Origin of the sequence: Mesorhizobium jarvisii, assembly GCF_003601985.1 — a bacterium.
In the GTDB taxonomy this organism is placed as follows: domain Bacteria; phylum Pseudomonadota; class Alphaproteobacteria; order Rhizobiales; family Rhizobiaceae; genus Mesorhizobium; species Mesorhizobium jarvisii.
The window spans coordinates 111645-137790 of the sequence record NZ_QZXA01000001.1 but is presented as its reverse complement, the minus strand read 5'-3'; the positions used below and the strand labels follow the sequence as shown (position 1 = coordinate 137790).

The following is a 26146-nucleotide window of genomic DNA, read 5'->3' as shown; positions in this document are numbered from 1 at the left end:
CGTAATCGCACCGAGATGAAGCGGCAACGCGCTGTCTGAAGGGCAACGGCTCGTCAGGCTGCCGAAATGGCGCGTGCACCAGGGCAGTCAAATTGCCGCGCCATGCATTTTTCTGCTATCCATCGTCCGATTTCCGCCTTCATGCGGGTCTTTGGATGCCGGCTTGAAATCGCCAATCAGGAATTCGGTTTGATGCGTCTGCTGCAAAGACATCTCTGCATGATCGCCATGTCGTTGGTGGCTGTATCCAGCGCCCATGCCGCGACGCTGGTCGAGCCCACGCTGCACATCAAGCCCGCGGCGAGCGGAGCGGGCCGCGTTGCGCTCACGCTCGATGCTTGCGACGGACGGACCGACACACGCATTCTCTCGGCCCTGGTGGAAAACAAGATCCCCGCCACCATTTTCGTCACCGGCATCTGGCTGAAGCGCAATGCCGCGGCCGTCGAGATCATGCGGGCGCATCCAGACCTTTTCGAACTGGAAAATCACGGCGACCGCCACATTCCGGCGGTCGACACGCCACAGAAGATCTATGGCATAAAGAGCGCCGGCAGCCCGGATGCCGTGCTGGCCGAAGTCGAGTCGGGGGCCGCGGCACTCGCCAGGACCGGCGAGCCGACGCCCAAATGGTTCCGCGGTGCAACTGCCGAATACAGCCCCTCGGCGATCGCGATGATCCGCAAGCTCGGCTTCAAGATTGCCGGCTTCTCGATCAATGGCGATGGCGGTTCGCTGCTCGGCGCCAAGGAAACCGCCAAGCGCATCGCCGCGGCCAAGGACGGCGACGTCATCATCTCACACATCAACCAGCCGACCCACGCCGCCGGCCAGGGCGTGGTGCAAGGCCTGCTGGCGCTGAAAGCCAAAGGCATGATCTTCGTGCGCCTCGACGATGCCGACGGCACAGGCAATCACGGCACCACGGACTAATTCCGCAGGACGAGCTGGAACTGACCCCTACTCAACCCGGCGTGGCTTCGATTGTCACCTTGCTGGCGTAGAAAGCACCGTGGTCGCGGATTTCGGTCATTTCGTCGAAAGGCCGCTCATAGGCCCACATCGCGTTCTGACCGGCTTCGCCGGCAGGCAGCACGCTCCAATAGCTGGCATCGCCCTTGTAAGGGCAATGGGTCGAGTGTTCGGTGCCGCTCAGCCTGTCGAAATCGATGTCGGCGAACGGAATGTAGAAGACGGCGGGATAGGGCGCTTCGCTCAGGACCTTGGCCTTCGTGGACGACGCGATGACCGTATCGCCAGCGCGCACCGTGACGGTGCCGACATAGGGTTCGATGGTGATGATCTTGTCGGGGTTGCGCTGGAAGCCGGGTGCCGGGTTGGCGATCTTGTCCATGCTGGTTCTCCTTGCGTGGCCCCTTAAAGTGTGGCGGGCACAGCTGTTGCGCAAGGTGGGTTCACATCACGAAAACAGGCGCGCCAATCACCAAGGCGTGGCGCTGCAGCGCTTCGAGTGGCAGCCGTGGCTCAGGCGGCGGTCTTGAATGCGTCCATCAGTCCGGCATAGGCGGCCGCGATGCCCGCAACCGGGTTGCTGCTCCTGGAAACGGTCTCGACCTTCAGCGAGCCGCCGCCGGTCGGCAAGGTGAGCAGCAGGAACTGGCGATTGCCTCCAGCGCCGACGGATGCGGCCGCGACGTGCTGGCCTTCCCCCTCGTTCTGGACGCACATCTTGAACAGGAGCGTGCCGCCGACCGCTTCGAGCGCGCCGCCGACAACTTCAACAAATTCGTCTTCGGAAACAGTCTTTTCGTCCGGCACCAGATCGGCCAGGCTTTCGGCAAGTGTGCTCTCAAGGGCTTTGTCGTCGAGCTGCGTGTCCATGCGAACCTCTTTCAGTCGCCAATCGCCCCCTTTACCCGTTAACGAAGCTTAACGCCGACGATGGCCGGATTGTGGCGGATTTCCCAGTCAATTCGTGGGATAGGACACCGTAGCGCCTGCAGTGTTTTCGACCCTCCTGCCATCGCGGTGGCACGAATGCCCAGCAGTCCAAAATCCAAAACATGTCAAAATTCAACTGCTTGCCGTTGCGGCACGGACCCTGAAATTCGTGTGCCGCGCGAGCGGGTGACTGGACAATCCGCCGGTTCGCTTCACAATGCGCCAAAGCTACGACGCAAAATGCGCGAGGGAGGAGGAACCGGATGCTGGGGCTGATGCAGGAATGGCCGCTGCTGTGCCACAAGCTTATCGACAACGCCGAACGGCAGCATGGGGTGCGCGAGATCGTATCGCGCTCGATCGAGGGGCCCATCGTGCGCACCACCTACGCCGACATCCATCGTCGTTCTCTCAAGGTCGCCCAGCGGCTTGAGCGGGACGGCTATGGCTTGGGCGACCGTATCGCCACGCTGGCCTGGAACACGGCGCGCCACCTCGAGGCCTGGTACGGCATCATGGGCGTCGGCGCGATCTATCACACGCTCAATCCGCGCCTGTTTCCCGAGCAGATCGTCTGGATCATGAACCATGCCGAGGACAAGGCGGTCTTCGTCGACCTCACCTTCATTCCTTTGCTGGAAAAGATCGCCGGTGCCGTCAAATCGCTGAAGAAGGTGATCGTGCTGACCGACAAGGCGCACACGCCACAGACGACCTTGCCCAATGCCGTCGCCTATGAGGACTGGCTTGACGAGGCCGATGGCGACTTCGCCTGGAAGGCCTTCGACGAAGGCACCGCCGCCGGCATGTGCTACACATCAGGCACCACAGGCGATCCCAAGGGCGTCGTCTACAGCCACCGCTCGAACGTGCTGCACGCCATGATCGCCGCCATGCCCGACGCGATGGGGCTGTCGTCGCGCGACACGATCCTGCCGGTTGTGCCGATGTTCCACGCCAATGCCTGGGGCCTTGGCCAGAGCGGGCCGATGATCGGCGCCAAGCTGGTCATGCCCGGCTGCAAGATGGACGGCGCCTCGATCTATGAGTTGCTCGACACCGAGAAGGTAACCTTCAGCGCCGCCGTACCGACCGTCTGGATGATGCTGCTGCAATATCTGGAGGAGACCGGCAAGAAGCTTCCCTATCTCAACAAGGTCGTCATCGGCGGTTCTGCCTGTCCACGCGCGATCATGACGAAGTTCCATGACGATTACGGTGTCGAGGTCATCCATGCCTGGGGCATGACTGAAATGTCGCCGCTCGGCACGCTGTGCACCTTGAAGCCGGAATATACCGCTCTCCAGGGCGAGGCTCGGCTTGATATCAAGCAAAAGCAGGGCTACCCGCCCTTCGGCGTTGAAATGAAGGTGACCGATGACGAGAACAATGCGCAACCCTGGGATGGCAAGACCTTTGGCCGCCTGAAAGTGCGCGGCCCGGCCGTCGCTCGCGCCTATTATGGTGGCGCCGGGGCGGAGCAATTCGATGAGGACGGCTGGTTCGATACCGGAGATGTCGCTCACATCGACGCCGGCGGCTACATGCAGATCACCGATCGTGCCAAGGACGTCATCAAGTCCGGCGGCGAATGGATTTCGACCATCGATCTCGAGAATCTGGCCGTCGGCCACCCGGACGTGGCGGAAGCTGCGGCGATCGGCGTCCATCATTCGAAATGGGGCGAGCGGCCCTTGCTGGTCGTCGTTACCAAGCCCGGCAAGGAGCCGACCAAGGCGGATATTCTCCACTTCATGGATGGCAAGGTGGCCAAGTGGTGGATGCCCGACGATGTCGCCTTCGTCGGCGAAATACCGCATACCGCCACCGGCAAGATCCAGAAGATCACCTTGCGCCAGCAGTTCAGGGACTACCGCTTGCCGACGGATTGAGGGGATGTTGCGTGTTTCGGCTTCAAGCCGCCGCGAAAAGGCACTAAACCTCCGTCCGGGTTGGGGCAACGCAGAGAACCATGGTTAGCATTCCCGAACGGCGAACGTCGAAGGCTGCCGGCTGGTCGCGGCGCACGGCCGCGTTTTCAGCGGTGCTTTTGCTGACCGACTTCGCCGGCCACCGCTTCGATCTCGTCGAGACGCCGGTGTTCCTGTGGGTGCTCGGCATCGTCGCGCTGCTCGCGGCGCTGGCGCTGCTGTTCGCCGCCTTTGCCTTTTCGAGACTATGGAAATTCGGCGATCGCGGCGGCCGCGACCTGACCGTCGGCGCCTTGCTGGCACTGCTGGTGCTGGTCCCCTATGGCGTTGCCGCCTACTGGGCGACGATCTATCCGCCGCTCAGGGACATTTCGACCGATTTCGATGAGCCGCCCGCGCTCGACGTCAGCGAGCGGACAAAGGACATGAATGTGCTGTCCCCATCGACGCCGGGCGAACAGAGGCTGCAGGCCGACAGCTATCCATTGGTCACCGCGCGCAGCTACGACCTGCCATTCGAGACCATCGTCAATGCCGTCGAAACCGTGCTCGACCGGCGCAGCTGGGATCTTTCCGAACCCTATCCCGACCTTGCCGGGCAAAGCGACGTGACCATCACCGCTGTCGCCAAGGGTTTCGTGCTCGGCCTTCCGGCCGATGTGGCGATCCGCGTGACGGACGATGGCGATAGCGTGATCGTCGACATGCGGTCGGCCTCGCGTTACGGCCGCTACGACCTTGGTGACAATGCCGCGCGCATCACCGATTTCCTGGCGGAACTGGATCAGGAAGTCGCCGGCCAGGTCGGAGCGGCTCCGGCCGAATAGGCATTTTCCCACGGATCCAGCGCCTTCGGGAGCCCCCCGGGGGCAGGCCCTATCGGGTTGGGATGAAAATGCCGTCGATAGCGGGGGCGGCGTCTGTCGATACCATCCCGCGCGCCACCAGGTCCTCGAGATGGGCAAGTACCGACAGTCCGGCGGCACCATGCAGCCGGGGATCGGTGTCGCGATAGATCGCCTTCACCATGTCGGGAATCGTCCGGTCGCCGGCTCTGACCCGCTCCAATATGGCCCGCTCGCGCATCTTGCGATGGGTCTTCAGTCCCCGCATGAAAGCGCGCGGCTTCGTCACCGGCCCGCCGTGCCCAGGCAGCAGCAGGCGGTCGTCGCGCTCGATCATGCGGTCCAGCGACGCCATGTAATCGGCCATGGCCCCGTCCGGCGGCGCGACAATCGATGTCGCCCACGCCATGACATGATCGGCCGAAAACAGGATGCCGGTTTCTTCCAGCGCGAACACCGCGTGATTGGCGGTGTGGCCGGGGGTCAGAACCGTACGGATCGCCCAGCCGTCGCCGGCGACCAACGCGCCGTCCGGGAGTGCGATGTCGGGAATGAAAGCGGTGTCGGCGCTGGCGTCGAGCGCATTGGTCTCGCCGATATGCAGTGGCCTCGCCGGCCGGTGCGGCCCTTCCGCCATCACCAAAGCACCGGTGCGCTCCTTCAGCCGGGCCGCCAGCGGGGAATGGTCGCGATGCGTGTGGCTGACGAAGATATGGCTGACCGGCCTGCCGGCGATCACACCGAGCAAGGTCTGAAGATGCGCCTCGTCATCCGGCCCGGGATCGATGACCGCCAGCGTGTCGCGCCCGATGACATAGCTGTTGGTGCCATGAAAGGTGAAGGGGCTGGGGTTCCGGACCGTGACGCGCTGCACGTCCGGGCCGACGTTCACACCCTGGCCGTAGTGCGGATCGAAGCTGGTATCGAATTTGAGAGCCATGTCGGCACATTGTTCCCGGAACGGCAAAACCGATTGCCGCATAGCACGCAAGCCAATATAGGAAAACGCAGGACCGCGATTATAGGATCGCGCTAGACCGAATGGGGAAGACCATGGCAACTGCAACGACGATGCGCCCGCTTGTTTCTCTGGCTTTGCCGCAGGAAGGCGCGGCGCGACTGGCAACACAGCTTTTCCTGGCGATTGCCGGAACGCTGCTGCTGACCCTGTCGGCCAAGACCAAGGTTGTGCTGGGGCCCGTCGACATCTCGATGCAGACGCTCGCCGTCTTGCTGATCGCCGCCGCCTTCGGCCTTCGCCTCGGCGTCGCCACGCTGCTGCTCTACATGGCGGAAGGCGCCATGGGCTTCCCGGTCTTCCAGGGCACGCCTGAGAAGGGCATTGGCCTTGCCTACATGGTCGGCCCGACGGGTGGCTATCTCGCGGGCTTTGTCGTCATGGCGGCGATTGTCGGCTGGGCCGCGGATCGCGGCTGGGATCGCCACCCGATCAAGCTTTTCAACGCTATGCTGGTTGCCGAAGTGGTGATGATGGCGATGGGCTTTGCCTGGCTGGCGTTGCTGATCGGCCCGGAAAAGTCCTGGCAGTTCGGCGTCGTGCCGTTCATCGTCGGCGACCTCATCAAGGTTGCGCTGGCGGCAAGCCTTGTGCCGGCCGTCTGGTCGCTGCTGAAACGCTCCTGAGGTCTGTAGGAAGATTGGCGTGCCATAGACGTCAGGGATCCATTCCCGAGGATGGGCGCTTCCGATGAAGGTTCTGGTCACCGGCGCCGCCGGCTTCATAGGCTATCATGTCGCCAGGCGGCTTCTGGAGCGTGGCGACGAGGTTGTCGGCATCGACAGCGTCAACGACTACTATGACACGCGGATCAAGCAGGCGCGGCTGCGGCTGCTGGCCGAAGCCAGCCAACGCACCAATGCCGGCTATCATTTCATCCACGGCAATCTTGCAAACAGCGAAATCGTGGACGGCTGCTTTGCCGCTCACGGCTTTGATCGGGTGATCCATCTCGCCGCCCAGGCAGGGGTGCGCTACAGCCTGGAAAACCCGCGCGCCTATGTCGAAAGCAACATCGTCGCTTTCACCAACATGCTGGAGGCCTGCCGCAATGCCGGCATAGCGCACCTGACCTATGCCAGCACCTCGAGCGTTTACGGCGCCAACACCGACATGCCGTTTTCCGAGCACCGCCCGGCCGATCATCCGCTGCAGTTCTACGCCGCGACCAAGCGCGCCAACGAGCTGATGGCGCACAGCTACAGCCATCTGTTCGGGCTGCCGACGACCGGGCTGCGGTTCTTCACCGTGTATGGCCCCTGGGGGCGCCCCGACATGGCGCTGTTCCTGTTCACCAGGAGCATTCTGGCCGGCGAGCCGATCAAGCTGTTCAACAATGGCAACCACACGCGCGATTTCACCTATATCGACGACATCGCCGAAGGTGTGATCCGGACCAGCGACAGCCCTGCAGCCGGCAATCCCGCCTGGGATTCCGGTCATCCGGATCCGGCAACGAGCAGCGCGCCCTGGCGCATCTTCAACATCGGCAACAACAATCCGGTGAGGCTGACCGCCTATGTCGAGGCGTTGGAAAGCGCGCTTGGCCGCAAGGCCGTCATAGAACTCTTGCCGCTGCAGGCCGGCGACGTGCCGGACACATTCGCCGACACTTCCGCGCTGCAGGAGGCTGTTGGCTACCGCCCCGGCACGTCCGTGGCAGACGGGGTAGGGCGGTTCGTCGAGTGGTACCAGGCGTATTTTGGGTAGGGGTGGCGGAGGTCATGTCCTGGCGTGCGAAACAGACCTCTCCTGTGCCGGGTGCCGCATTGACAAGCCATTGAATGAAACCTAAGCACGGTCGATCAGGGCCGGGGGGCTCAGCATGTCAAGGAGAGCTTCTTGAAAGGAATTATCCTTGCTGGAGGCAGTGGAACGCGTCTTTATCCACTGACATTAGCAGTCTCTAAGCAAATCCTTCCGATATACGACAAGCCGATGATTTATTATCCGCTGAGCGTACTGATGCTCGCGGGAATCCGTGAGATTCTGATTGTTTCGACGCCGCGTGATCTGCCGGCTTTTCGTGATTTACTCGGCGACGGATCGGAGTTCGGGCTGGCGTTCTCCTACGCCGAGCAGCCGCAGCCCAATGGTCTTGCGGAAGCTTTCATTATCGGCCGTGATTTCATCGGCAAAGACAGTGTCTCGATGATTCTTGGCGACAACATATATTTCGGTGACGGCCTGTCGCAGCTTTGCCGCGCCGCCGCTGCGCGCGAAGCGGGTGCTTCGGTGTTCGCCTACCATGTCGAGGATCCCGAGCGCTATGGTGTTGTGTCCTTCGACAGGGCAACCGGAACCGCGCTGACGATTGAGGAAAAGCCGCAGAAGCCGAAGTCGAACTGGGCAGTCACCGGTCTCTATTTCTACGACAATGACGTGGTCGACATCGCCCCGACGATCCGCCCCTCGGCGCGAGGCGAGCTCGAGATCACGGCTGTCAACAATGTCTATCTCGAGCGCGGCAAGCTGCACGTGCACCGTTTGGGACGTGGCTATGCCTGGCTCGACACCGGCACGCACGACAGTTTGCACGAAGCCTCTTCTTTCGTGCGCACGATCGAACATCGGCAGGGCATCAAGGTTGCTTGCCCTGAGGAGATCGCCTTCGAGCAGGGCTGGTTGACGGCAGAGCAAGTGCTGCAACGCGCAACTCGGTTGGGCAAAAATGAATATGCCGCCTATCTGCGGCGGCGCGTCGCCGATCTGTTGGAGGGCTAAGCTTTGGAGATCAGGTCCCTCGGCATCGATGGCGTGCTGGAAATCGTTCCCAAGCGACATGGCGATGCACGCGGCTTCTTCATGGAAACCTACAATGCCGAGCGGTTTTCGCAGGCGGGCATCGACTTGGTTTTCGTCCAGGACAACCACTCCTATTCCGCTACGGCAGGCGTCTTGCGAGGGCTTCACTACCAGCTCGAGCCGCGGGCCCAGGACAAGCTGCTGCGCGTCATTCGCGGCAGTATCCTCGACGTCGCAGTCGATATCCGCCGTGGTTCGAAAACCTTTGGGAAGTGGGTCGCCTGCGAGATTTCGGCCGAAAAGGGCAATCAGATTCTGGTGCCGAAGGGTTTCGCGCATGGCTTTGTGACGCTCGTGCCCGACACCGAGGTTCTCTATAAGGTTACCGACACCTATTCGCCCGAGCACGATCGGTCTGTTCGCTTCGATGATCCCATCATCGGCATCGAATGGCCTTCAGTGGCTGGCGGATTCCAGCTTTCGGACAAGGACCTCAAGGCGCCGGTGCTCGCCGAGGCCGAAGTGTTTGCCTGATGGGCATGAGGATAGCGGCATGAATTTTCTGGTGACAGGCGGGGCTGGCTTCATCGGTTCGGCGGTGTGTCGGCATCTGTGCGCCAATCCGGCCTATAGGGTGACCAATCTCGACAAGCTCACCTATGCCGGCAACCTGGCCTCGCTGCGGCAAATCGAGAACGCGCACAATTATCGCTTCGCCCAGGTCGATATATGCGACGAGAAAGCGGTGCTCGACATAATGCGCCGTGACGATATCGACATCGTCATGAACCTTGCCGCCGAGAGCCATGTCGACCGCTCGATCGATGGGCCTGGCGCCTTCATCGAGACCAACATCGTCGGCACCTACCGCATCCTCAATGCGGCGCTCGAATACTGGCGCGGCCTTGCCGACGACAGGAAGGGCCGCTTCCGCTTCCATCACGTGTCGACCGATGAAGTGTTCGGCGACCTGCCTTTCGATGGCGGCATGTTCGTCGAGGAGACGCCTTACGCGCCGTCCTCGCCCTATTCGGCCTCGAAGGCGGCCTCGGACCATCTGGTCCGCGCCTGGCACGAGACCTACGGCCTGCCGGTCGTGCTCTCCAACTGTTCGAACAATTACGGCCCCTATCATTTTCCCGAAAAACTGATCCCGCTCGTCATCCTCAACGCGCTCGACGAAAAGCCGCTGCCGGTCTATGGCGCCGGTGCCAATGTGCGCGACTGGCTGTTCGTCGAGGATCACGCCCGAGCCCTGGAACTGGTCGCCACCAAAGGCACGCCGGGCGAGAGCTACAATGTCGGCGGCAATTCGGAGCGGACAAACCTCAGCGTCGTCGAGACGATTTGCGACCTGCTCGACAGCAGGCGTCCCCGGGCCGGCGGCAAGAGCTACCGCGACCTGATTTCCTTCGTCACCGACCGCCCCGGCCATGACCGCCGCTATGCCATCGACGCATCGAAGATAAGCCGGGACCTCGGCTGGGTGCCCAACGAGAATTTCGACAGCGGCCTGGCCAGAACCGTGGACTGGTACCTCGACAACAAATGGTGGTGGGGGCCAATCCGCGAGCAGAACTATGCCGGCGAAAGACTGGGCGAAGCCCGCAAGGGGGCCGCGTGAGGCTCGTTGTCACCGGACGCGAAGGCCAGGTTGTGTCGAGCCTTCTGGAGGCCGGCCAGCTTGCCGGTGTAGACGTCATCGCCATTGGCCGTCCGCAGCTCGACCTGGCAAACCCCGACACCGTGATCGAAGCCATTGCTGCGGCCAGGCCTGACGTCGTCGTCTCGGCTGCCGCCTACACGGCCGTGGATCAGGCCGAGGATGAGCCCGATCTGGCATTCAGGGTGAACGCCGTCGGCGCCGGCAAGGTGGCGCAAGCCGCGGCGCGGCTTGGCGTTCCCGTCATCCACCTTTCGACCGACTACGTCTTCGACGGCAGCGCTTCCGGTAGCTATGTCGAAACCGATGCGACCGCGCCAGCCAGCGTATACGGCGCTTCCAAGCTCGCCGGCGAACAGGCGGTGGCCGCCGCCAATCCGCGCAACCTGATCCTGCGCACCGCCTGGGTCTACAGTCCGTTCGGCAAGAACTTCGTCAAAACCATGCTTCGGCTTGCGGCCGACCGCGACGAGATCTCAGTGGTGGCCGATCAATGGGGAAATCCCACCTCAGCGCTGGATATCGCCGATGCGATCCTGCATGCCGCGGCCACGCTGCACAGCAACAAGGACTTCGCCGCGTTCGGCATCTATCACCTGGCCGGCACCGGCGAGGCCAACTGGAGCGGCTTTGCCCGTCATATCCTCGACACGAGCCGCGTGTCTGGCGGTCCTTCAGCGCGGGTCCGCGACATTACGACGACGGACTACCCGACCAAGGCGCGACGCCCTGCCAATTCCCGGCTTTCGAGCGCGAAGTTCGCCTCCGCCTTCGGCTGGTCTGCGCCGGACTGGCGGCTTTCGACGGAAGCAGTGGTACGTCGGGTCCTGCCCTGAGAGACGCGAACCCGCGCAAGGCAAAACCGGCCACCGGCGCAGGGCAATACCGGCAAGCTCAGAACAGATGTCGGTCAATGTCGGCGGCCCCCGCCATCCGGCTCGTGACCAATGCATAATGGCTCCCTGAGCGAGTTCGCCTGAACGCCATGAACTCGGCGCCGCCCGGAGCTCCTCGCGCCGTTTTTGTCAGCCGCAAAAACAGCATATTTTGCCAAAGCAGGTAGCGCGCGGAAGCAAAGTTCTTTAGGTCCATATGGAATACGGCAGCCTATCAGCCTTGCGGAAAGAAGAGGGTGGATTGTCAAAGCTTATTATTCAAATCCCATGCTTGAATGAGGAGGGGACGCTCGCCGTCACACTGGCCGATCTGCCGCGTCAGGTCGCGGGTTTCAGCACGGTGGAATGGCTCGTAATCGATGATGGCTCCACCGACCGCACGGTCGAGGTCGCCCGGGAAAACGGCGTCGATCACGTGGTCTCGCTGCCCCATAATCAGGGGCTTGCCAAAGCGTTCATGACCGGCATCGAAACCGCGCTGAAACTGGGCGCGGACGTCATCGTCAACACCGATGCGGACAACCAGTACGATGCCTCCTGCATTCCCGATCTCGTCCGGCCAATACTGGAGAAAAAAGCTCAGATCGTCATCGGCGCAAGGCCGATCAGCGAGATAGAGCATTTTTCACCGGTCAAGAAATTTCTGCAGAAGCTTGGCAGCTTCGTTGTCAAGCTTGCCAGTGGCACGACGGTCCCTGACGCCCCGAGCGGTTTCCGGGCCATTCATCGCGACGCGGCGATACAGCTCAATGTCTTCAACCGCTATACCTATACGCTGGAAACGATCATCCAGGCGGGGCGCAGGAACATCCCGATCACCTCGGTGCCGATCCGCGTCAACGGCGATCTTCGACCCTCGCGGCTGGTCAAGAGCATACCGAGCTATGTGCGGCGCTCGTTGATAACGGTCGTGAGGATTTTTGTCGTCTATAGCCCGCTGCGCTTCTTCTCGACATGTGCGGCAATCGTCGCCGCGCCGGGGGTGATCGGGGTTATTCGGTTCCTTGTCCACTATTTGATGGGCGAAGGCAGTGGCAACATCCAGTCACTCGTTCTGTCCAGCGCCTTGCTCGCGATTGCCGGCATTCTTGCGATGAGCGGCATCATTTCCGAGCTCATCGCGGTCAACAGGCAATTGCTTGAAGAAATAAGGATCAGGCAATTGCAGCAAGAGTATGGTGCAAGGGCCAGGGTCCGGTCGTTTGCGATGGAGAGAAAAATCAAGAAAGAAAGTGTAGGCGGAACGATATAAGATGAATGATACGCCGGTCGCTTACGATAACGTTCCAGGTAATTACTATGATAAGTACAACACCCGGAATCCGGTTGCGCGATATTTGATGGATGGCTTTTTAAGTAGCTTCGATGCGTTGACGGCCGAGACAGGCGTTCGCAATGCCTACGAGGTCGGCTGTGGCGAAGGAAATTTGTCCATTCGACTTCATGATCGGGGGTGGAACGTCCGCGGCAGCGATCTGGAAGGCGTCAGTGTTTCGCAGGCCAATGAGCAATGCGTCAAGCGTGGGATAGCGCCGTTGTTTGAAACGCGCTCGCTTTTCGAACTGACGCCGCAGGCGAACTCCGCTGAGTTGGTAATATGCTGTGAGGTTCTCGAGCATGTTCCAAATACGCAACAAGCGCTCTCGGTCCTGAAATCGCTTGGCAAGCCGTATCTCCTTGTCAGCGTGCCGCGAGAGCCGATCTGGCGGGTCCTGAATGTCGCCAGGGGAAAATATGTAACCCAGTTTGGCAACACGCCAGGGCATATCAATCACTGGTCATCCGCGTCTTTCATCGATCTGTTGAGCAAGACGCTAAAAGTCGTGAAAGTCAGCAAGCCTTTTCCCTGGACCATGGTCCTTTGCCGCTGTGACTGAGCCAACGCAGACGGCACAGCCACCCAAAAGCAGCAGGCTCAGGCTAAAGTCTTTCGTTCGCCTTGGAGCGGTGACCGTCAGTCTCGCGGCGCTCGTCTTCGTGGGGCTGGCGATCCATCGTTCCTTCGGCGATGTGCAGCGCCAGCTCGTTTCCCCGCTCTTCTTGATCGCCATATTGGGGTGCGCTGTCGCTTATGCAGTCATTCTGCAACTGGTCGCCATCGCCTGGTATCGGTTCCTGGTTCTCGTCGACGGACCGTCGCTTGGATTGGGTCGTGCGCTCGCCATTTTTGGAAGGACGCAGATTTACAAATACCTGCCGAGCAATGTGATGCATATGGTTGGTCGCTTCGCCCTTGCCCGCAGTGCCGGGACCTCGAACAGGGCGCTTGCCGTTGCCCAGATGGGGGAGCTGTCCGTCATTGTTCTCGCCGCCGGGGGGTCGGGCGCGTTGCTGGCGTGGCCGATTTTCCAAGCTGCGTATGCGCGGTATGGTCCCGGCCACCCTACTTTGACTGTGGGATTGATCGCCGCCGGTCTTTTGGCGATCGCGTTTGGGATGGGACTTTTGTTCCGCTTCAGGATGGCGGACATCGGAGGCAGGGCGCTCATTACATCTGCAGAGGCCTTTTTCCTCTATGCATTGTTTTTCATGGGCAATGGGTTTCTGATCGTCGCGCTTGTGAGGGCCATAAACGATGGAGGCCATATTGCTGAATTGATCGGCATAGGAGCCACGGCTTGGCTCGTTGGTTTTGTCGTTCCGGGGGCGCCAGGAGGGCTTGGCGTGCGCGAGGCCGTTCTGATCATGGGATTAACTGCCGCGGGTTTGCCGCTTCCATCGGCCACCGCGGTTGCCCTCGGCAACCGGCTCGTCACCGTTCTCGGAGATTGCCTGGTCGCCTTGGCAGAGTTGGTTTTGCGAAAAGGGAAAAGTGCATGACGACGCAAATGACGGAGACATCCGTGCAAGACACCCATTTGCCGGACCGGATCCCGTTTTTGCGACACATCATTTCGATGGTGCTTCTTTTCGCTCTTGTCCTGGGGATCGTGGGCGTAAATCCTTTGCGGCAAACGCTGGCACCGATGGATTTGATGTTGGCTTATCCAGGATGGGACAATGCCGGGGTCGACACCGACCTTGTCAATGCGGAGCGTTCTGACGCCTTGGATCACCGGCTTCCAAACTGGCGGGAGTTCAGGCGAGAGTTGCGGGAAGGGCACATCCCGCTATGGAACCCACTCCACCAACTGGGTGCGCCGGGCATCCAGGCGCCGATTTACGAAGGCCTGTCAGTACCCTTCCTGGTTTATGCCCTCACGCCCAATGAGGCCATGGGCTATACGTTCGCACTTTTGTCAAATTATCTGCTGGCGGCTTTCGGTGCCTATTGCCTGCTGTTTTTCATGTTCAGAAATCGTGTGGCTGCGGTTTTCGGCGCCATTACATTCGCATTTTGCGGGTTCAACATCGCTTGGGCACACTGGCCGCACCTGACAACGAGCGCTCTTGTTCCCTGGGTTCTCGCCACTCAGCTTCGCTATTGGCAAACAGGCCGTTTGGGTTGGGCGTTTGGGTTCACTCTCAGTGTCGCCTTGATAGGTCTGGCCGGTTTTCCATTCGTCGCCCTCCTTGGAGGTATATCGTCCCTGATGCTGGCGATCGCAGTCCTCTTTGCCGAAGTCCGGAGCGCCGGCATCAATCAGCTTCCGGTTAGGCGAATTTTTGGGCTGGGATTCGCAGGCATAGCGGGTGCGTTCCTTGCCCTTCCCGGCCTCTTGCAAGTTAGAGAAATTCTCGTTTCAACTGATTTGTCGAGCCGAACAGGCGGAACTTGGTTCACACCCTATGACATCGTCAATATGTTTGGCTCTGACTTTGTGAACAATCTTGGCGTCGAGCGTACCTTTTCGGCAGGAATACCTGCTGCTCTCCTAACCCTTCTCGCGTTTTATTTCATTTTCAAGTCACCCAATCGATTTGCTGTTTTTGGGCTATTCGTGGCGGTATTCATGCTAGCAACCGTATTTGGCATGGCTCCGGCCAGCATAGTGAACGCAATTCCAGGGTTTGGTTTCAACGCGTGGAGCAGGGGGTCGGTCTTATTTGGATTGTCGGCAGCTGTATTATCTTCATATTCCGTGAAATTCTTAGCGCCACAGTCTCCAAAGCCTGAATCGCCTTATAGATTTCATTTGGTGGTTTTTATATGCCTCTTACAGGCAATCAACCTTGGCTATTGGTTCAGGCAGCTTAATGCGCGACCTGACATCGAGACTTTTTTCCCGGACACGCCATCGATATCCTATGTGGCGTCCAAGATCCTTCCAGGTCAAAGCATCATTGCGGACGGCAGCTTCCTTGTCTCGGGATTTTTGTCAAACTATCGGCTGCCAGAATTGTTTGCTCACGGATTTCGTACCGATGCTCAAAACAAGATAGGCGCTGACATAGCCCCTTCTTTTCAGACAACATACACGGCCTCCATCATTCAATGCTCTGACATTAATTTTTCCAGCCCAGAGATTACCTATGCTGCGGTCCGTTTCTTCCTTGTCAAAGAAGGCTGTACTGAATCGAGTTACGAGACCACTGGCATAGGCCAGCGGGCTACTGCCTCCCTCACCAATGGCGCTCTTCAAGGTGACTTGGTAATTGACAAGTCTATCAGCGCTACGAACATGCAAGTGTTATTCGGAACTTATGATAGGGATTTCGCCCCTTCGGCGGTGATGTTTGATCTTTATCGAGACAAGCTCCTCGTGGCTCATACTGAATTGACACCGGAGGCGATACGCAACAACCAATACGCCACCTTTAATTTCAATCAAGACGTTCCTCTTGTGGCCGGAACGTATCGGTACGTCATTTCAATGGCCAAACCCAATAGCCAGAAGATGCTCAGTGCATGGGCCTTCGAAACCGCTGGAGGGGCAACTTATCAAATTGGATCGAGTGTATTCCCCGGCATCCCGAAAATGAGGATTGGTGAGAGAGCGCGTCTTCCACAGAATTTCTCGATCGCGTCGGCAGAGCGGGGTGTTAGCGTTATTGAAAATCACACGGTTTCAGGCTCGGGCTATTATGTGGACGGGTTAAGTGGACAACCGGAAGCAGATTTTGGCCCTGTGCGCCTTGCGGCGTATCAACCGGACGACCTGACAGTGGAATATTCGGGCGCAGCCCATGGATGGGTCGTTTTCCCTATTCGTACGAATAAGTATTGGCGAGCCACGCTAGATGGAAAACCGGTCGAACTGGGGAAGTTTTTAGATTTTTTCCCTGCCGTCGAGGTGAACAGGCCAAGCAAAATTCGTTTCTATTACGACAGCAGTCACTTGCTGAAAACGCTGGAACTTTGCACTGCCGGCTTTGCGGCTTCAGTCATTCTCTTGATCATGGTGAATGGCAGAGCTTCCAGGCCACGAGCCGGCGCTGGCTAATTGGTTGCCTGGGTGTCGAAAATAGGGCCGCAAACCAGACCGGTGCATAGCTTTGCACGTGACTGGACCGCGATAAATCTGGATTGCTTCAGGATGCAGGCAACATATTGATCGCTGATCGGGTCGTTTCGTCAGAGATTCGCCGTTTGCTGCAACCCTCTGCAGGCAGGCGGGAAACCCGAATGCGACACCCCAAAATCCAATTCGACCGGAGCTGACCTCTTGTATCTATTCAAATGAGGTTGACGCTGATAACGAACGGCCAAGTCAATGAAACGGGAATGCTACCTGAATGCCCAAAACATGCGTGATGACCGGCGGAGCTGGATTCATTGGATGCGCGTTGTCCACCAAATTGGCAAACCGCTTCGATCGCGTGGTTGTCATCGACAGTTTGCATCCGCAGATCCACGCAGAGCGAAAGCGTCCCGCCGACCTTGATCCTCGCATTGAACTCGTGGTTGCCGATGTGACCGAGGCCTCGACCTGGGCGCAGGCACTGGAAACCATCCGACCTGAAGTTGTGGTGCATCTGGCTGCCGAAACGGGCACGGGTCAGTCGCTCACGGAGGCCTCTCGCCACGCAATAGCAAATGTTCTTGGCACCACCCGCATGTTGGATGCTTTCGCCACGGCATCGCACGTTCCTGAGCGTTTTGTCCTGGCTTCGAGCCGCGCCGTCTATGGAGAAGGGGCATGGCGGTCCAGGAAAACAGGCGAGATAACGTATCCCGGTCAGAGATCGAAACAGCAGCTCGAACGCGCGGAGTGGGATTTTTCCGGGCTCGAACCTCTGCCAATGGACGCGGAAAAAACGATACCGAATCCAACCAGCATCTACGGAGCGACGAAACTAACCCAGGAACAGATATTGCGGGCTTGGGCTCTTTCGTTCGGAACAGCTGTCAACGTGCTTCGCCTTCAGAACGTATATGGTCCTGGCCAATCGCTGACCAACAGCTACACGGGAATCGTGTCGTTGTTCATCAGGATGGCGAAGGAAGGCAAGAGCATCCCGATCTATGAGGACGGGGATATCGGACGCGACTTCGTCTTCATCGATGATGTGGCGTCGGCTCTCGACAAGGCCACGGCCACGGATCTGTCACAGTCGCTCGCCTATGATGTCGGCACCGGGTCCAAGACCACGGTTCTTGACCTGGCAAGGATCGTCGCAAAAAGATACGGGGCTCCGGAACCGCACGTCAACGGCATGTTCCGCAACGGCGACGTTCGCTGCGCTGTCGCCAACATCGACAGGACGGTGCGCGAACTGGAATGGCGACCTTTGAAAAGTGTAGACGAGGGGATCGGTCAGCTTTCCGAGTGGATCGATTCACAACTTGGCTAGAATTATGAGATCGTGACAACGGAAGCGTTCTGCCGTCGAAAATGCTTCCACGGGAGACGTGGTCCCTATACCACGTGGATGTGATATTTGCAGGGACTTGGCGATGCGGCGTGCAGCGATATTTTTCTTCTATGACGAACGCGGTCAGGTTGATGACTATATATTCTACCTTCTAGAAAAATTGCGGCCATTCGTGGAGACGATTATTTTTGTCTCAAACGGGGAGATTTCAAAATCATCGGAAGCTTCACTGCGATCCGCGGTTGACGAGACTATCATCCGCGAGAATACAGGATTTGACGTAGGGGCGTATCGCCAAGGGCTCGAGTTCATCGGTTACGACAAGCTCGGCGATTATGATGAAATCCTTTTGCTTAACCACACATTCTACGGACCTGTTTTCCCGTTCTCGGAAATGTTTTCGGAAATGGAAGGCCGGGATTGCGATTTTTGGGGCATATCCGATCACAAGGAGGTAACTCCCAATCCTTTCACTGGAACAGGGGTCTTGCCCCGCCATCTGAACTCTCATTTTATCGCCGTGCGGAAGGCGATGCTTGAGTCGATCGCTTTTCGAAACTACTGGGAGAGAATGCCGAGAATCAGAGACTATGCGGAGTCTGTTCTCTTGCATGAGTCGCGTTTTACAGTTCTTTTTGAGGACTTGGGATACAAATCTGAAACATACCTTGACTCGGATAAATACAATTCCGCGTACCCTGTGATGATCGATGTCGATCAGATTTACAATGATAGAAGCCCCATTTTAAAGCGTCGCCTTTTTTTCAATGATCCAACATTTTTGGATAAAAACGCCGTCGATTTGCCGCGTGCTTTGCGGGTGCTCAAAGAGACATCCGACTACGACCTCAATCTGATTTGGCGCAATGTTCTGCGCTCTTCGGATTTGAGAACGCTCAACACCAACGCCGCGCTGATGAGTGTCTTGCCGGACAAGCGGATTAAAGGCGACGGTGCTGCTCCCGACTATGGCAAGATCGCTGTCTGCGCGCATATCTACTACACCGATATGCTCGACGAGATACTGGGCCTGACCGGCAACATCCCGGTGCCCTATGATTTCATTGCCACCACGAACACGCCGGAAAAAAAGGCCGAAATCGAAACCGCCCTGGCGAACCGCCCTGGCGTGAAGAACGTCATCGTCCGCGTTGTCGAGCAGAACCGCGGCCGTGACATGTCCTCGCTTTTCATCTCCTTGCGCGATCTGCTTGTTGACGATCGCTATGACCTTGTCTGTCGCCTGCATACAAAAAAATCGCCCCAAGTGCAGTCATCGATGGGCAACCTGTTCAAGCGGCATATGGTTGACAATCTGCTGAATAGCCGCGGGTACGTGCACAACGTGTTGGATATGTTTCACGACAATCCTTCGGTCGGCCTGGCCATTCCGCCTATCTTTCATATCTCCTATCCGACCATGGGGTTCTCGTGGTTTGCCAACAAGCCAAGGGTTGAGGAAACCGCGCGGCTTCTGAATATCGACGTCAAATTCGATGAGAACACTCCGGTGGCTGCCTATGGCACCATGTTCTGGTTCCGGCCACGCGCCTTGCGCAAAATGTTCGAACACAAGTGGAAATGGGAGGAGTTCAATGCCGAGCCGGATCATGTCGACGGCGGCTTCGCCCATGCGCTGGAGCGGCTGATCGCCTACGCGGTTCAGGATGCTGGATATACAACGCAGCACATTATGTGCGCGCATCAGGCCGAGCACAACTACACCATGCTGGAGTTCAAGCTGCAAAAGCTCGCCAGCTTCATGCCGTCAGGGGACTTCCCTTGGCAGTGTCATATGGTGTCTGAGTGGAGAAAGGGCGGCTATCCCTTGGGAAGCCATGTATCGGCCACTCCGGCACCAATGCCGACGTCGGTGAAGCATTCTCTGGCTGAACTCAATTTGGCCGTTAAAAGCTCTCTGAGGTTCAGAGCGCCTATCCTGTTCAAAGCACTGCGGCCGATCTATCGCAGCACGAGGGCGGTTTTGAAACCGAACTCTCGGCGTAGTGGCGGATAATGGCGGGCATCAGACAGGTTCACGATCTAGTCAGGAGCATCAAGGTGCGTCGTATTGCCGTATTTTCTCTCTACAACGAGCATGGAATTGCCGATGACTATGTCATCTTCCTGCTCGAAAAGCTGCGCGAATTTGTCGAGAGGATTGTTGTCGTATCCAACGGAAATCTTTCCAAGCTTTCGGAAATAGCAATCAAAGCCAGTTGTGATCAGCTTCTGGTCCGGGAGAACGTGGGATTTGACGTATGGGGATACAAGACCGGTATTGACGCTGTCGGCTTTGACGCTCTTTCCGAGTATGATGAACTTATCCTGCTGAATGACACCTGCTACGGGCCTCTTTTTCCGTTTTCGGAAATGTTTTCGGAAATGGAGCGCCGGGATTGTGATTTCTGGGGCAGCGCTGCTCATTCGCAAATGACGCCAAATCCGTTTACCGGAACAGGCCATCTGCCCCGCCATCTCACAGCAAACTTCATTGCCATCCGCGAGAAGATGCTGAAATCACGTGCCTTCAAGACATACTGGGAAAATCTGCCCGCGATCAAAACTTACATCGACGCTATCATGCTGCACGAGTCGCAGTTTACCAAGCATTTTACAGATCTTGGCTACTCGGCGGAAGCGTATGTCGATCCGGATAAATATGGTTCGCACTATCCGGCGTTTATTAACGTTGATGAGACAATCATCAACCGCTTTCCCTTGCTAAAGCGACGTCCGTTTTTTCATGATCCGACGTTTTTGAATGCTCAAGGCATTGATTTGCCGCGCGCTTTGCGAGTTCTTGAAGAGACATCCGACTACGATCTCAATCTGATTTGGCGCAATGTCCTGCGCACTTCGGAATTGAGGAATCTAAACACCAATGCCGCGCTGATGAGCGTCTTGCCCGATGAGCGAGCCAAAGACGGCGACGCTCCTTCCGACTACGGCAAGATCGCCGTCTGCGCGCATATTTACTACACCGACATGCTGGAAGAGATACTGGCGCTGACCGGCAACATCCCGGTGCCCTATGATTTCATTGCCACGACCGATACGCCGGAAAAAAAGGCCGAGATTGAAGCCACACTGGCAAAACGCCCTGGCGTGAAGAACGTCATCGTCCGCATCGTCGAGAAAAATCGCGGTCGTGACATGTCCTCGCTTTTCATTTCCTTGCGCGATCTGCTCGTCGACGACCGCTATGACCTTGTCTGTCGCCTGCATACAAAAAAGTCGCCTCAAGTGCAGGCGTCGAGAAGCAACCTGTTCAAGCGGCATATGCTTGAGAATCTGCTGAATACGCGTGGGTATGTCCATAATGTTTTGGATATGTTTCACGACAATCCGTTAGTCGGACTAGCCGTTCCGCCTGTCGTTCATATTTCCTATCCGACCATGGGGCACGCATGGTTCTTCAACAGGCCAAAGGTTGAGGAAACCGCTCGGCTTTTGAACATCAAGGTCAAGTTCGATCATGACACCCCGGTCGCTGCCTATGGCACCATGTTCTGGTTCCGGCCACGCGCCCTGCGCAAAATCTTCGAACACAAGTGGAAATGGGAAGACTTCAATGCCGAGCCAAATCATGTTGACGGCGGCTTGGCCCATGTGCTGGAGCGGCTGATCGCCTACGCGGCTCAGGATGCCGGATATACCACGCGGCACATCATGTGCGCGCATCAGGCGGCGCACAACTACACCATGCTGGAGTTCAAGCTGCAAAAACTTGCCAGCCTGATGCCGTCAGGCGACTTCCCTTGGCAGTGCCATTTGTTGTCTGAGTGGAAGAAAGCCGGTTATCCCGTGGCAAACCATCTACCGCCCGCTGCGTCATCGTCGCAGACGTCGGTAACGTCAGTGAAGCGCTCTCTGGGTAAACTCAATTTGGCCATTAAAAACTCTCTGTGGTTCAGAGCGCCTACCCTGTTCAAAATATTGAGACCGATCTATCGAGCTGTGGCCAAGCCCTAAATCAAACTCCAGGCATGGCGAAACGCTGTGCGCTTTTCCTGGAAGGCTGGCATCATTTGGCAAGCCGCATGTCGGCGTCGTGTAGAAGATCGCATGTGGCCGGCCTTTTTTGGCGGCACCGAATGGTTTAATGGGTGCGGTCGACGTCCTGCCAGATGGTGCCATTCCAACCAGCGGTCTTGGAATACCTGTTTTTCAACGCTATCACGGGCATCGAGGGCGCAACCTGGAAACACCGCCTCTCGATGATGTTTGCGTGGCAGGATGTGGTTCGGTGCCGCCGGCGATCCCATATCGGAGCGTTCTAATTCTAAGTGCCATCTGCACCAGAGAGAGATTAGGTCGATGAGGCGCCTGGCAATCGCATTTTATTACGATCAAGAAGGCAAGATAGATGAGTATTATTTTCACCTGATTGCATCGATAAGGCCCTTTGTTGAAAAACTGCTGGTCGTTTGCAACGGTCCGGTAGACGACGAGGCCCGATCTCGCCTTTCTGACGCTACCGACAGCTTTCTAATCAGGGAAAACAAGGGGTTCGATGTCTGGGCCTATCGGGCTGCCCTCGAACATATTGGGTGGGATGAGCTTTCACACTTCGACGAGATATTGTTTTTCAACCACACTTTCTACGGGCCGATCTTCCCCTTTTCCGAAATGTTCTCTGAGATGGACCAACGTCACTGTGACTTTTGGGGAATCTCCGCCCACAAGGCGATAAAGCCCAATCCGATCGACGTCAGAAAATCGGAACTGCCCTTCCATCTCAATTCCCATTTCATCGCAGTGCGGCGGTCCTTGCATCAGTCGAAGGCGTTTCGTGACTATTGGACCCGGATGGTGTCCATCAACTCCTATATGGAGTCAGTTGCGAAGCACGAGACGGTGTTCACAGCGCATTTTCAGGCTTTGGGCTACACCTGTTCGGTATTGCTCGATCCGGAACGATACAGGACGCCATACCCGGTTTTCATGGAGCCGGACAAAACGCTGGAGGACCGGAGCCCGATACTGAAGCGTCGCCTCTTTTTTCACGACACGCTGTCCCTCGAGCGCGCGGCCATCAACCTGCCGCGTGCCTTGGAGATCGTAGAAAACCAATCTGATTATGATTTGTCGCTGATATGGAAAAGCGTTGGCCGCTTGGGCTCGCCTCGTACGCTAAATGGCAATGCCGCGTTGCTCTCCGTCCTGCCGGACATCCATATTGGCGCGCAAAGGAATTGGGACGATTATCGGATAGCAGTTCTTGCGCATGTGTATCACGTTGACATGATCGATGAGGTTCTCGGCTATGCCGAAAACGTGCCGAAAGGCTACGATCTGATCGTCACGACCGACAATGCCAACAAGCAGGCATTGATTCAGCAAGCAGTCGCGAAGGCGACGAACGCCAGGAATGCGGTCGTCCTGGTCGTCCGGAACGATGGCAGGGACACTTCCGCCCTTCTTGTCGGTTGCCGGGACTATGTACTCGAGGATCGGTACGACTTGATCTGCCGGATCCATTCCAAGCGATCTCCCCAAGACGGCCCGAGGGGAGAGTTGTTTAAACTCCACACTTTTGAAAACCTTCTTCATACGCCTGGATATGTCTCGAATTTGCTTGAACTCTTTGCCAACAATCCAGTGCTTGGTCTCGTCATGCCGCCGTTGGTTCATATTGGGTATCCGACCATTGGAAATTCATGGGCTGGCAACAAAGCCAACGTAGCGAAGCTTGCCCGACAGTTGGGTTTGATCGTGCATCTGGATGATAGTACACCTGTCGCGCCTTACGGTGGGATGTACTGGTTTCGTCCTGCAGCTCTAAGGAAGCTTTTCGAAGAAAAGTGGGGCTGGAACGATTTTGCCAATATGGATTATCGGGATGGAAGTTTGGTCCACGCCATAGAGCGGATCATAGCCTATGTTGCAATCGACGCCGGCTATACCTTCCGGCACGTGATGACTGCCGGGCATGCTGCTCACAACTACGTAATGCTGGAGGCTAAATTGCAAGCCCTATGCGAGAACGGAGCTCCGGCGGAATTTGGAAACTATGGAGTGGTAAGATCCTTTCGTGGCCTCATCTTCTCGATCAAGAGATCGATTGTAGCCAGATCGCCATTAGCGTTCAGGATTCTCAGGCCACTCTATCGCGGCCTACGAAGGATAATCGCGTTCGGGGATTAGCCAGATCGCGATACAGCAAACTGAGCTCTCTTACGTGGGCAAAGTCGCGCGTGAGGGGCTCCAAGTACCTCGCGCGTTTACTGTGCGCGCCCGCATCAGCCACGGGCGAACAGACCACATATCAGTCGCAAAGGTGCGGTCAGCCGCCAACTGCGCGACGTGAGTATCGCGTCGCGCTCATTGGCGATGCCGATTATGTCCCGCAGGAGAGCATCGCGTTCGGCGATTAAGCTAGCTTGGGCATTTACGAGGGCATCCCGTTCAGCGATTAAGCTGGCTTGGGCGTTTACGAGGGCATCCCGTTCAGCGATCAGAGTGTCGCGAGTTCCGACGAGGGCATCACGTTCGTCCGCCAAGCCGCGGATTTCAACGGATTGCTGTTCCAGAAAGCTCGCAAGCCTCGAATTCTCTTGACGGACCTGCTCTGTCTCGGTGCTGCGCGCGCTGAGTTCACCACGCAATTGCGCAACCGCCAATTCCTCCGTCGCCATGGCTACCGAAAATGTTTCGCAGGCTTCGTCGAATCTCGTCCGCATAATATCCAGCTGAGCAAGCAAGCCATTGTCTTCATCCCCGGCGGCGATTGTGGTCAGAATTTGATAGGTCTCGCGGACCAGCGACGTAACATCCGGATGATTATGCACATCTTCGAGCGTGGACCTTTCATGATAAAGGTCTGTCGTCAGAAACTGCTCGATCTTGACGTCCGACTGGTCGGGCTGAGCAGGCCAGACGACACCTGTTTTTTCAGCTGCGCGGTCCATATGCTTTCGCCAGTCGACCAGGAACCCTTCATATGACAGAATATATCGCGGCATGTGTCGTGAATGATATTCAGCTTCGAGCACATGCCTGAGCCACAACAGAAGGGACTCTGGCAGTGTGATTTTGTCTCGCCGGTGCAGCGAATATGCGACCTCAAGAGGATTGCGTACCGGCAGAAGGGCGACAGGGCTGACATTCATTTCGTCCAAGATCGACGACATGAACGGAACAAATCTGCATGTCCGCGGGTCTTTGATTACGATCAATGGTTCGTCACCGAACTCGTCGATGAGCAGCTGTTTTATTTTCTGACGACACGGCTCTGTTGCCTTTGAGTTCATCCTTTGCTGATCGAGTTGACGCCAGTCAAGCCAGGACGAGCCTACTAATGCGAGCAGTTCGTCGTGGGCAAGGGCAAGGGGCGCGCTCTCGAAGAATCCGCGCGGATTGGCCGCGTGCGACGGCAGCGGGGTCTTCGGGCCGGCTGCTCCCAGTGCATTGATTACACCCCCAAGCGCCGAGGTTCCGCTCCTGTGCATTCCCAGGATTAAGATGGCTTGACGCCTCGGTCCCTGTGGCAATCCGGCTGTTGGGGTTATCACATTGAAGGTGCTTTTCGGTCCGGTTGGTCAACGTTCAGTACGCTTAGACCAGGCTCTATCAAAGCGTCAATTCTATGAAGATCGCATGCGGGGCTGACAGGGTGCACCCGATCTCTGTTGTTCGGCCGTGACTTCGCCAGTGGTTTTGGACCGTTGAAGGCCTGCGGAAAAGGAGGATGCTACGACTATCGTGCCCTCGCTCGACCTCGATATCGAATATCGCGAGACGCCTTAAGCCAGCGACTCCACCCGGCCAGCCCGAAGTGTGAGTTTCTTCGTGCAGACCCGCCGGATGAGCGCATCGTCGTGGCTTGCCAACACGATGATGCCGGCCTTTTCCGCCAGTTCGTCCATGCGTCGCTTGGCTTTTTCCTGGAACGACGCGTCACCGGCGCCAATCCATTCATCCATCAGCAGGATTTCAGGCTCGAGAGTGGTCGCTGCTGCAAACGCCAAACGTGCCGCCATGCCTTGGCTGTACGCCTTGAACGGCAGGTCGATGAAGTCGCCCAGTTCGCTGAAATCGATTATTTCTTCCATTTTCTCTTCGATCTCGGCCGCCGTCCAACCACTGATCAACCCTCTCAGCACGATGTTTCTGCGCCCGGTGGCCTCGGGACGAAACCCTATGTGGATGTTGAACAGGGCATCGACCTTGCCGGTGATCGATATCGTACCACCCGATGGCTGGTAGATTCCGTATAGAACCTTGAGCAGGGTGGTCTTGCCGGCGCCATTCGGGCCGACAAGCCCTAACCGGTCGCCCGCCTTGAGCTCGAAGCTGACACCGTCGAGCGCCTGCACGACCTGTTTGGTGCCCGACTTGGCTATATTGCCGCCGAGAGCGCTCCGACGCCGGCCGGGCGCCGAAAGCGTCAACTTTTCAAACAGTCGATAGACGAGGCTGACATTGTTCAGTGTGATGGAGGTCAT

Annotated in this window: 22 protein-coding genes; 17 read left to right on the top strand and 5 right to left on the bottom strand. The window is 57.7% G+C overall.

The features are described from left to right. The first annotated feature begins 192 nt into the window (after positions 1-192). Positions 193-933 carry a polysaccharide deacetylase family protein gene (locus tag D3242_RS00610; RefSeq protein ID WP_064983560.1) on the top strand — a complete coding sequence of 247 codons (741 nt, stop codon included), beginning with the start codon at positions 193-195 and terminating at the stop codon, positions 931-933. Between the two features lie 31 nt (positions 934-964). Here D3242_RS00610 and D3242_RS00605 read toward each other — a convergent pair whose 3' ends face one another. Then, on the bottom strand, positions 965-1354 hold the full coding sequence (locus D3242_RS00605) for a DUF427 domain-containing protein (RefSeq protein ID WP_019857019.1): 390 nt from the start codon (positions 1352-1354) through the stop codon (positions 965-967). A gap of 131 nt (positions 1355-1485) precedes the next feature. Then, positions 1486-1842: a hypothetical protein gene (locus D3242_RS00600; protein WP_010914922.1), complete on the bottom strand. Its 357-nt coding sequence runs from the start codon at positions 1840-1842 to the stop codon at positions 1486-1488. 323 nt (positions 1843-2165) lie between these two features. On the opposite strand from D3242_RS00600, the gene D3242_RS00595 reads away from it, so the two are divergent. Beyond that, a complete protein-coding gene (locus D3242_RS00595; protein WP_064983005.1) occupies positions 2166-3794 on the top strand; it encodes a fatty-acid--CoA ligase in 1629 nt (542 codons plus the stop codon). Positions 3795-3874: 80 nt separating this feature from the next. Further along, positions 3875-4660, top strand: coding sequence for a DUF1499 domain-containing protein (locus tag D3242_RS00590; RefSeq protein ID WP_019857021.1), 786 nt, complete (start codon positions 3875-3877; stop codon positions 4658-4660). 49 nt (positions 4661-4709) lie between these two features. On the opposite strand, the gene D3242_RS00585 is transcribed toward D3242_RS00590, so the two are convergent. Continuing rightward, positions 4710-5618 carry an MBL fold metallo-hydrolase gene (locus D3242_RS00585; protein ID WP_064983003.1) on the bottom strand — a complete coding sequence of 303 codons (909 nt, stop codon included), beginning with the start codon at positions 5616-5618 and terminating at the stop codon, positions 4710-4712. Between the two features lie 113 nt (positions 5619-5731). On the opposite strand from D3242_RS00585, the gene D3242_RS00580 reads away from it, so the two are divergent. The 14 genes from D3242_RS00580 (at position 5732) to D3242_RS00510 (ending at position 23846) form a co-directional block, all read left to right on the top strand. Next, positions 5732-6322: a biotin transporter BioY gene (locus D3242_RS00580; protein ID WP_027046626.1), complete on the top strand. Its 591-nt coding sequence runs from the start codon at positions 5732-5734 to the stop codon at positions 6320-6322. A gap of 64 nt (positions 6323-6386) precedes the next feature. Next, positions 6387-7406, top strand: coding sequence for an NAD-dependent epimerase (locus D3242_RS00575; RefSeq protein WP_064983002.1), 1020 nt, complete (start codon positions 6387-6389; stop codon positions 7404-7406). Between the two features lie 132 nt (positions 7407-7538). Then, on the top strand, positions 7539-8420 hold the full coding sequence (gene rfbA / locus D3242_RS00570) for a glucose-1-phosphate thymidylyltransferase RfbA (protein ID WP_038645459.1): 882 nt from the start codon (positions 7539-7541) through the stop codon (positions 8418-8420). 3 nt (positions 8421-8423) lie between these two features. After that, on the top strand, positions 8424-8975 hold the full coding sequence (gene rfbC, locus D3242_RS00565) for a dTDP-4-dehydrorhamnose 3,5-epimerase (protein ID WP_019857026.1): 552 nt from the start codon (positions 8424-8426) through the stop codon (positions 8973-8975). A gap of 19 nt (positions 8976-8994) precedes the next feature. Continuing rightward, complete coding sequence (rfbB, locus tag D3242_RS00560; RefSeq protein WP_019857027.1) at positions 8995-10065, top strand: dTDP-glucose 4,6-dehydratase; 1071 nt, start codon at positions 8995-8997, stop codon at positions 10063-10065. After that, positions 10062-10940: a dTDP-4-dehydrorhamnose reductase gene (rfbD, locus tag D3242_RS00555; RefSeq protein WP_019857028.1), complete on the top strand. Its 879-nt coding sequence runs from the start codon at positions 10062-10064 to the stop codon at positions 10938-10940. The genes rfbB and rfbD overlap by 4 nt, the downstream gene beginning before the upstream one ends. Positions 10941-11241: 301 nt before the next feature. Continuing rightward, positions 11242-12252 carry a glycosyltransferase family 2 protein gene (locus tag D3242_RS00545; RefSeq protein WP_223217766.1) on the top strand — a complete coding sequence of 337 codons (1011 nt, stop codon included), beginning with the start codon at positions 11242-11244 and terminating at the stop codon, positions 12250-12252. A 1-nt stretch (position 12253) separates the two neighbouring features. Then, the gene (locus D3242_RS00540; protein ID WP_038645467.1) at positions 12254-12877 is read left to right on the top strand and encodes a class I SAM-dependent methyltransferase; all 624 of its coding nucleotides are present in this window, start codon (positions 12254-12256) and stop codon (positions 12875-12877) included. Positions 12878-12947: 70 nt separating this feature from the next. Beyond that, positions 12948-13820, top strand: coding sequence for a hypothetical protein (locus tag D3242_RS00535; protein ID WP_147377438.1), 873 nt, complete (start codon positions 12948-12950; stop codon positions 13818-13820). Beyond that, positions 13817-16324 (top strand): glycosyltransferase family protein, encoded by a 2508-nt coding sequence (locus tag D3242_RS00530; RefSeq protein ID WP_064982995.1) that lies wholly within the window; start codon positions 13817-13819, stop codon positions 16322-16324. The genes D3242_RS00535 and D3242_RS00530 overlap by 4 nt, the downstream gene beginning before the upstream one ends. Before the next feature lie 292 nt (positions 16325-16616). Then, positions 16617-17675: an NAD-dependent epimerase/dehydratase family protein gene (locus D3242_RS00525; protein WP_064982994.1), complete on the top strand. Its 1059-nt coding sequence runs from the start codon at positions 16617-16619 to the stop codon at positions 17673-17675. A 103-nt stretch (positions 17676-17778) separates the two neighbouring features. Next, positions 17779-19713, top strand: a complete 1935-nt coding sequence (locus D3242_RS00520) for a rhamnan synthesis F family protein (RefSeq protein ID WP_064982992.1) — start codon at positions 17779-17781, stop codon at positions 19711-19713. A 44-nt stretch (positions 19714-19757) separates the two neighbouring features. Next, positions 19758-21671, top strand: a complete 1914-nt coding sequence (locus tag D3242_RS00515) for a rhamnan synthesis F family protein (RefSeq protein ID WP_223217765.1) — start codon at positions 19758-19760, stop codon at positions 21669-21671. A 345-nt stretch (positions 21672-22016) separates the two neighbouring features. Next, a complete protein-coding gene (locus tag D3242_RS00510) occupies positions 22017-23846 on the top strand; it encodes a rhamnan synthesis F family protein (protein ID WP_064982989.1) in 1830 nt (609 codons plus the stop codon). Between the two features lie 95 nt (positions 23847-23941). Here the strand turns inward: D3242_RS00510 and D3242_RS00505 are convergent, their stop codons facing one another. After that, positions 23942-25150: a sulfotransferase family protein gene (locus tag D3242_RS00505; RefSeq protein WP_064982987.1), complete on the bottom strand. Its 1209-nt coding sequence runs from the start codon at positions 25148-25150 to the stop codon at positions 23942-23944. 294 nt (positions 25151-25444) lie between these two features. Then, positions 25445-26146, bottom strand: coding sequence for an ABC transporter ATP-binding protein (locus tag D3242_RS00500; protein ID WP_010914947.1), 702 nt, complete (start codon positions 26144-26146; stop codon positions 25445-25447).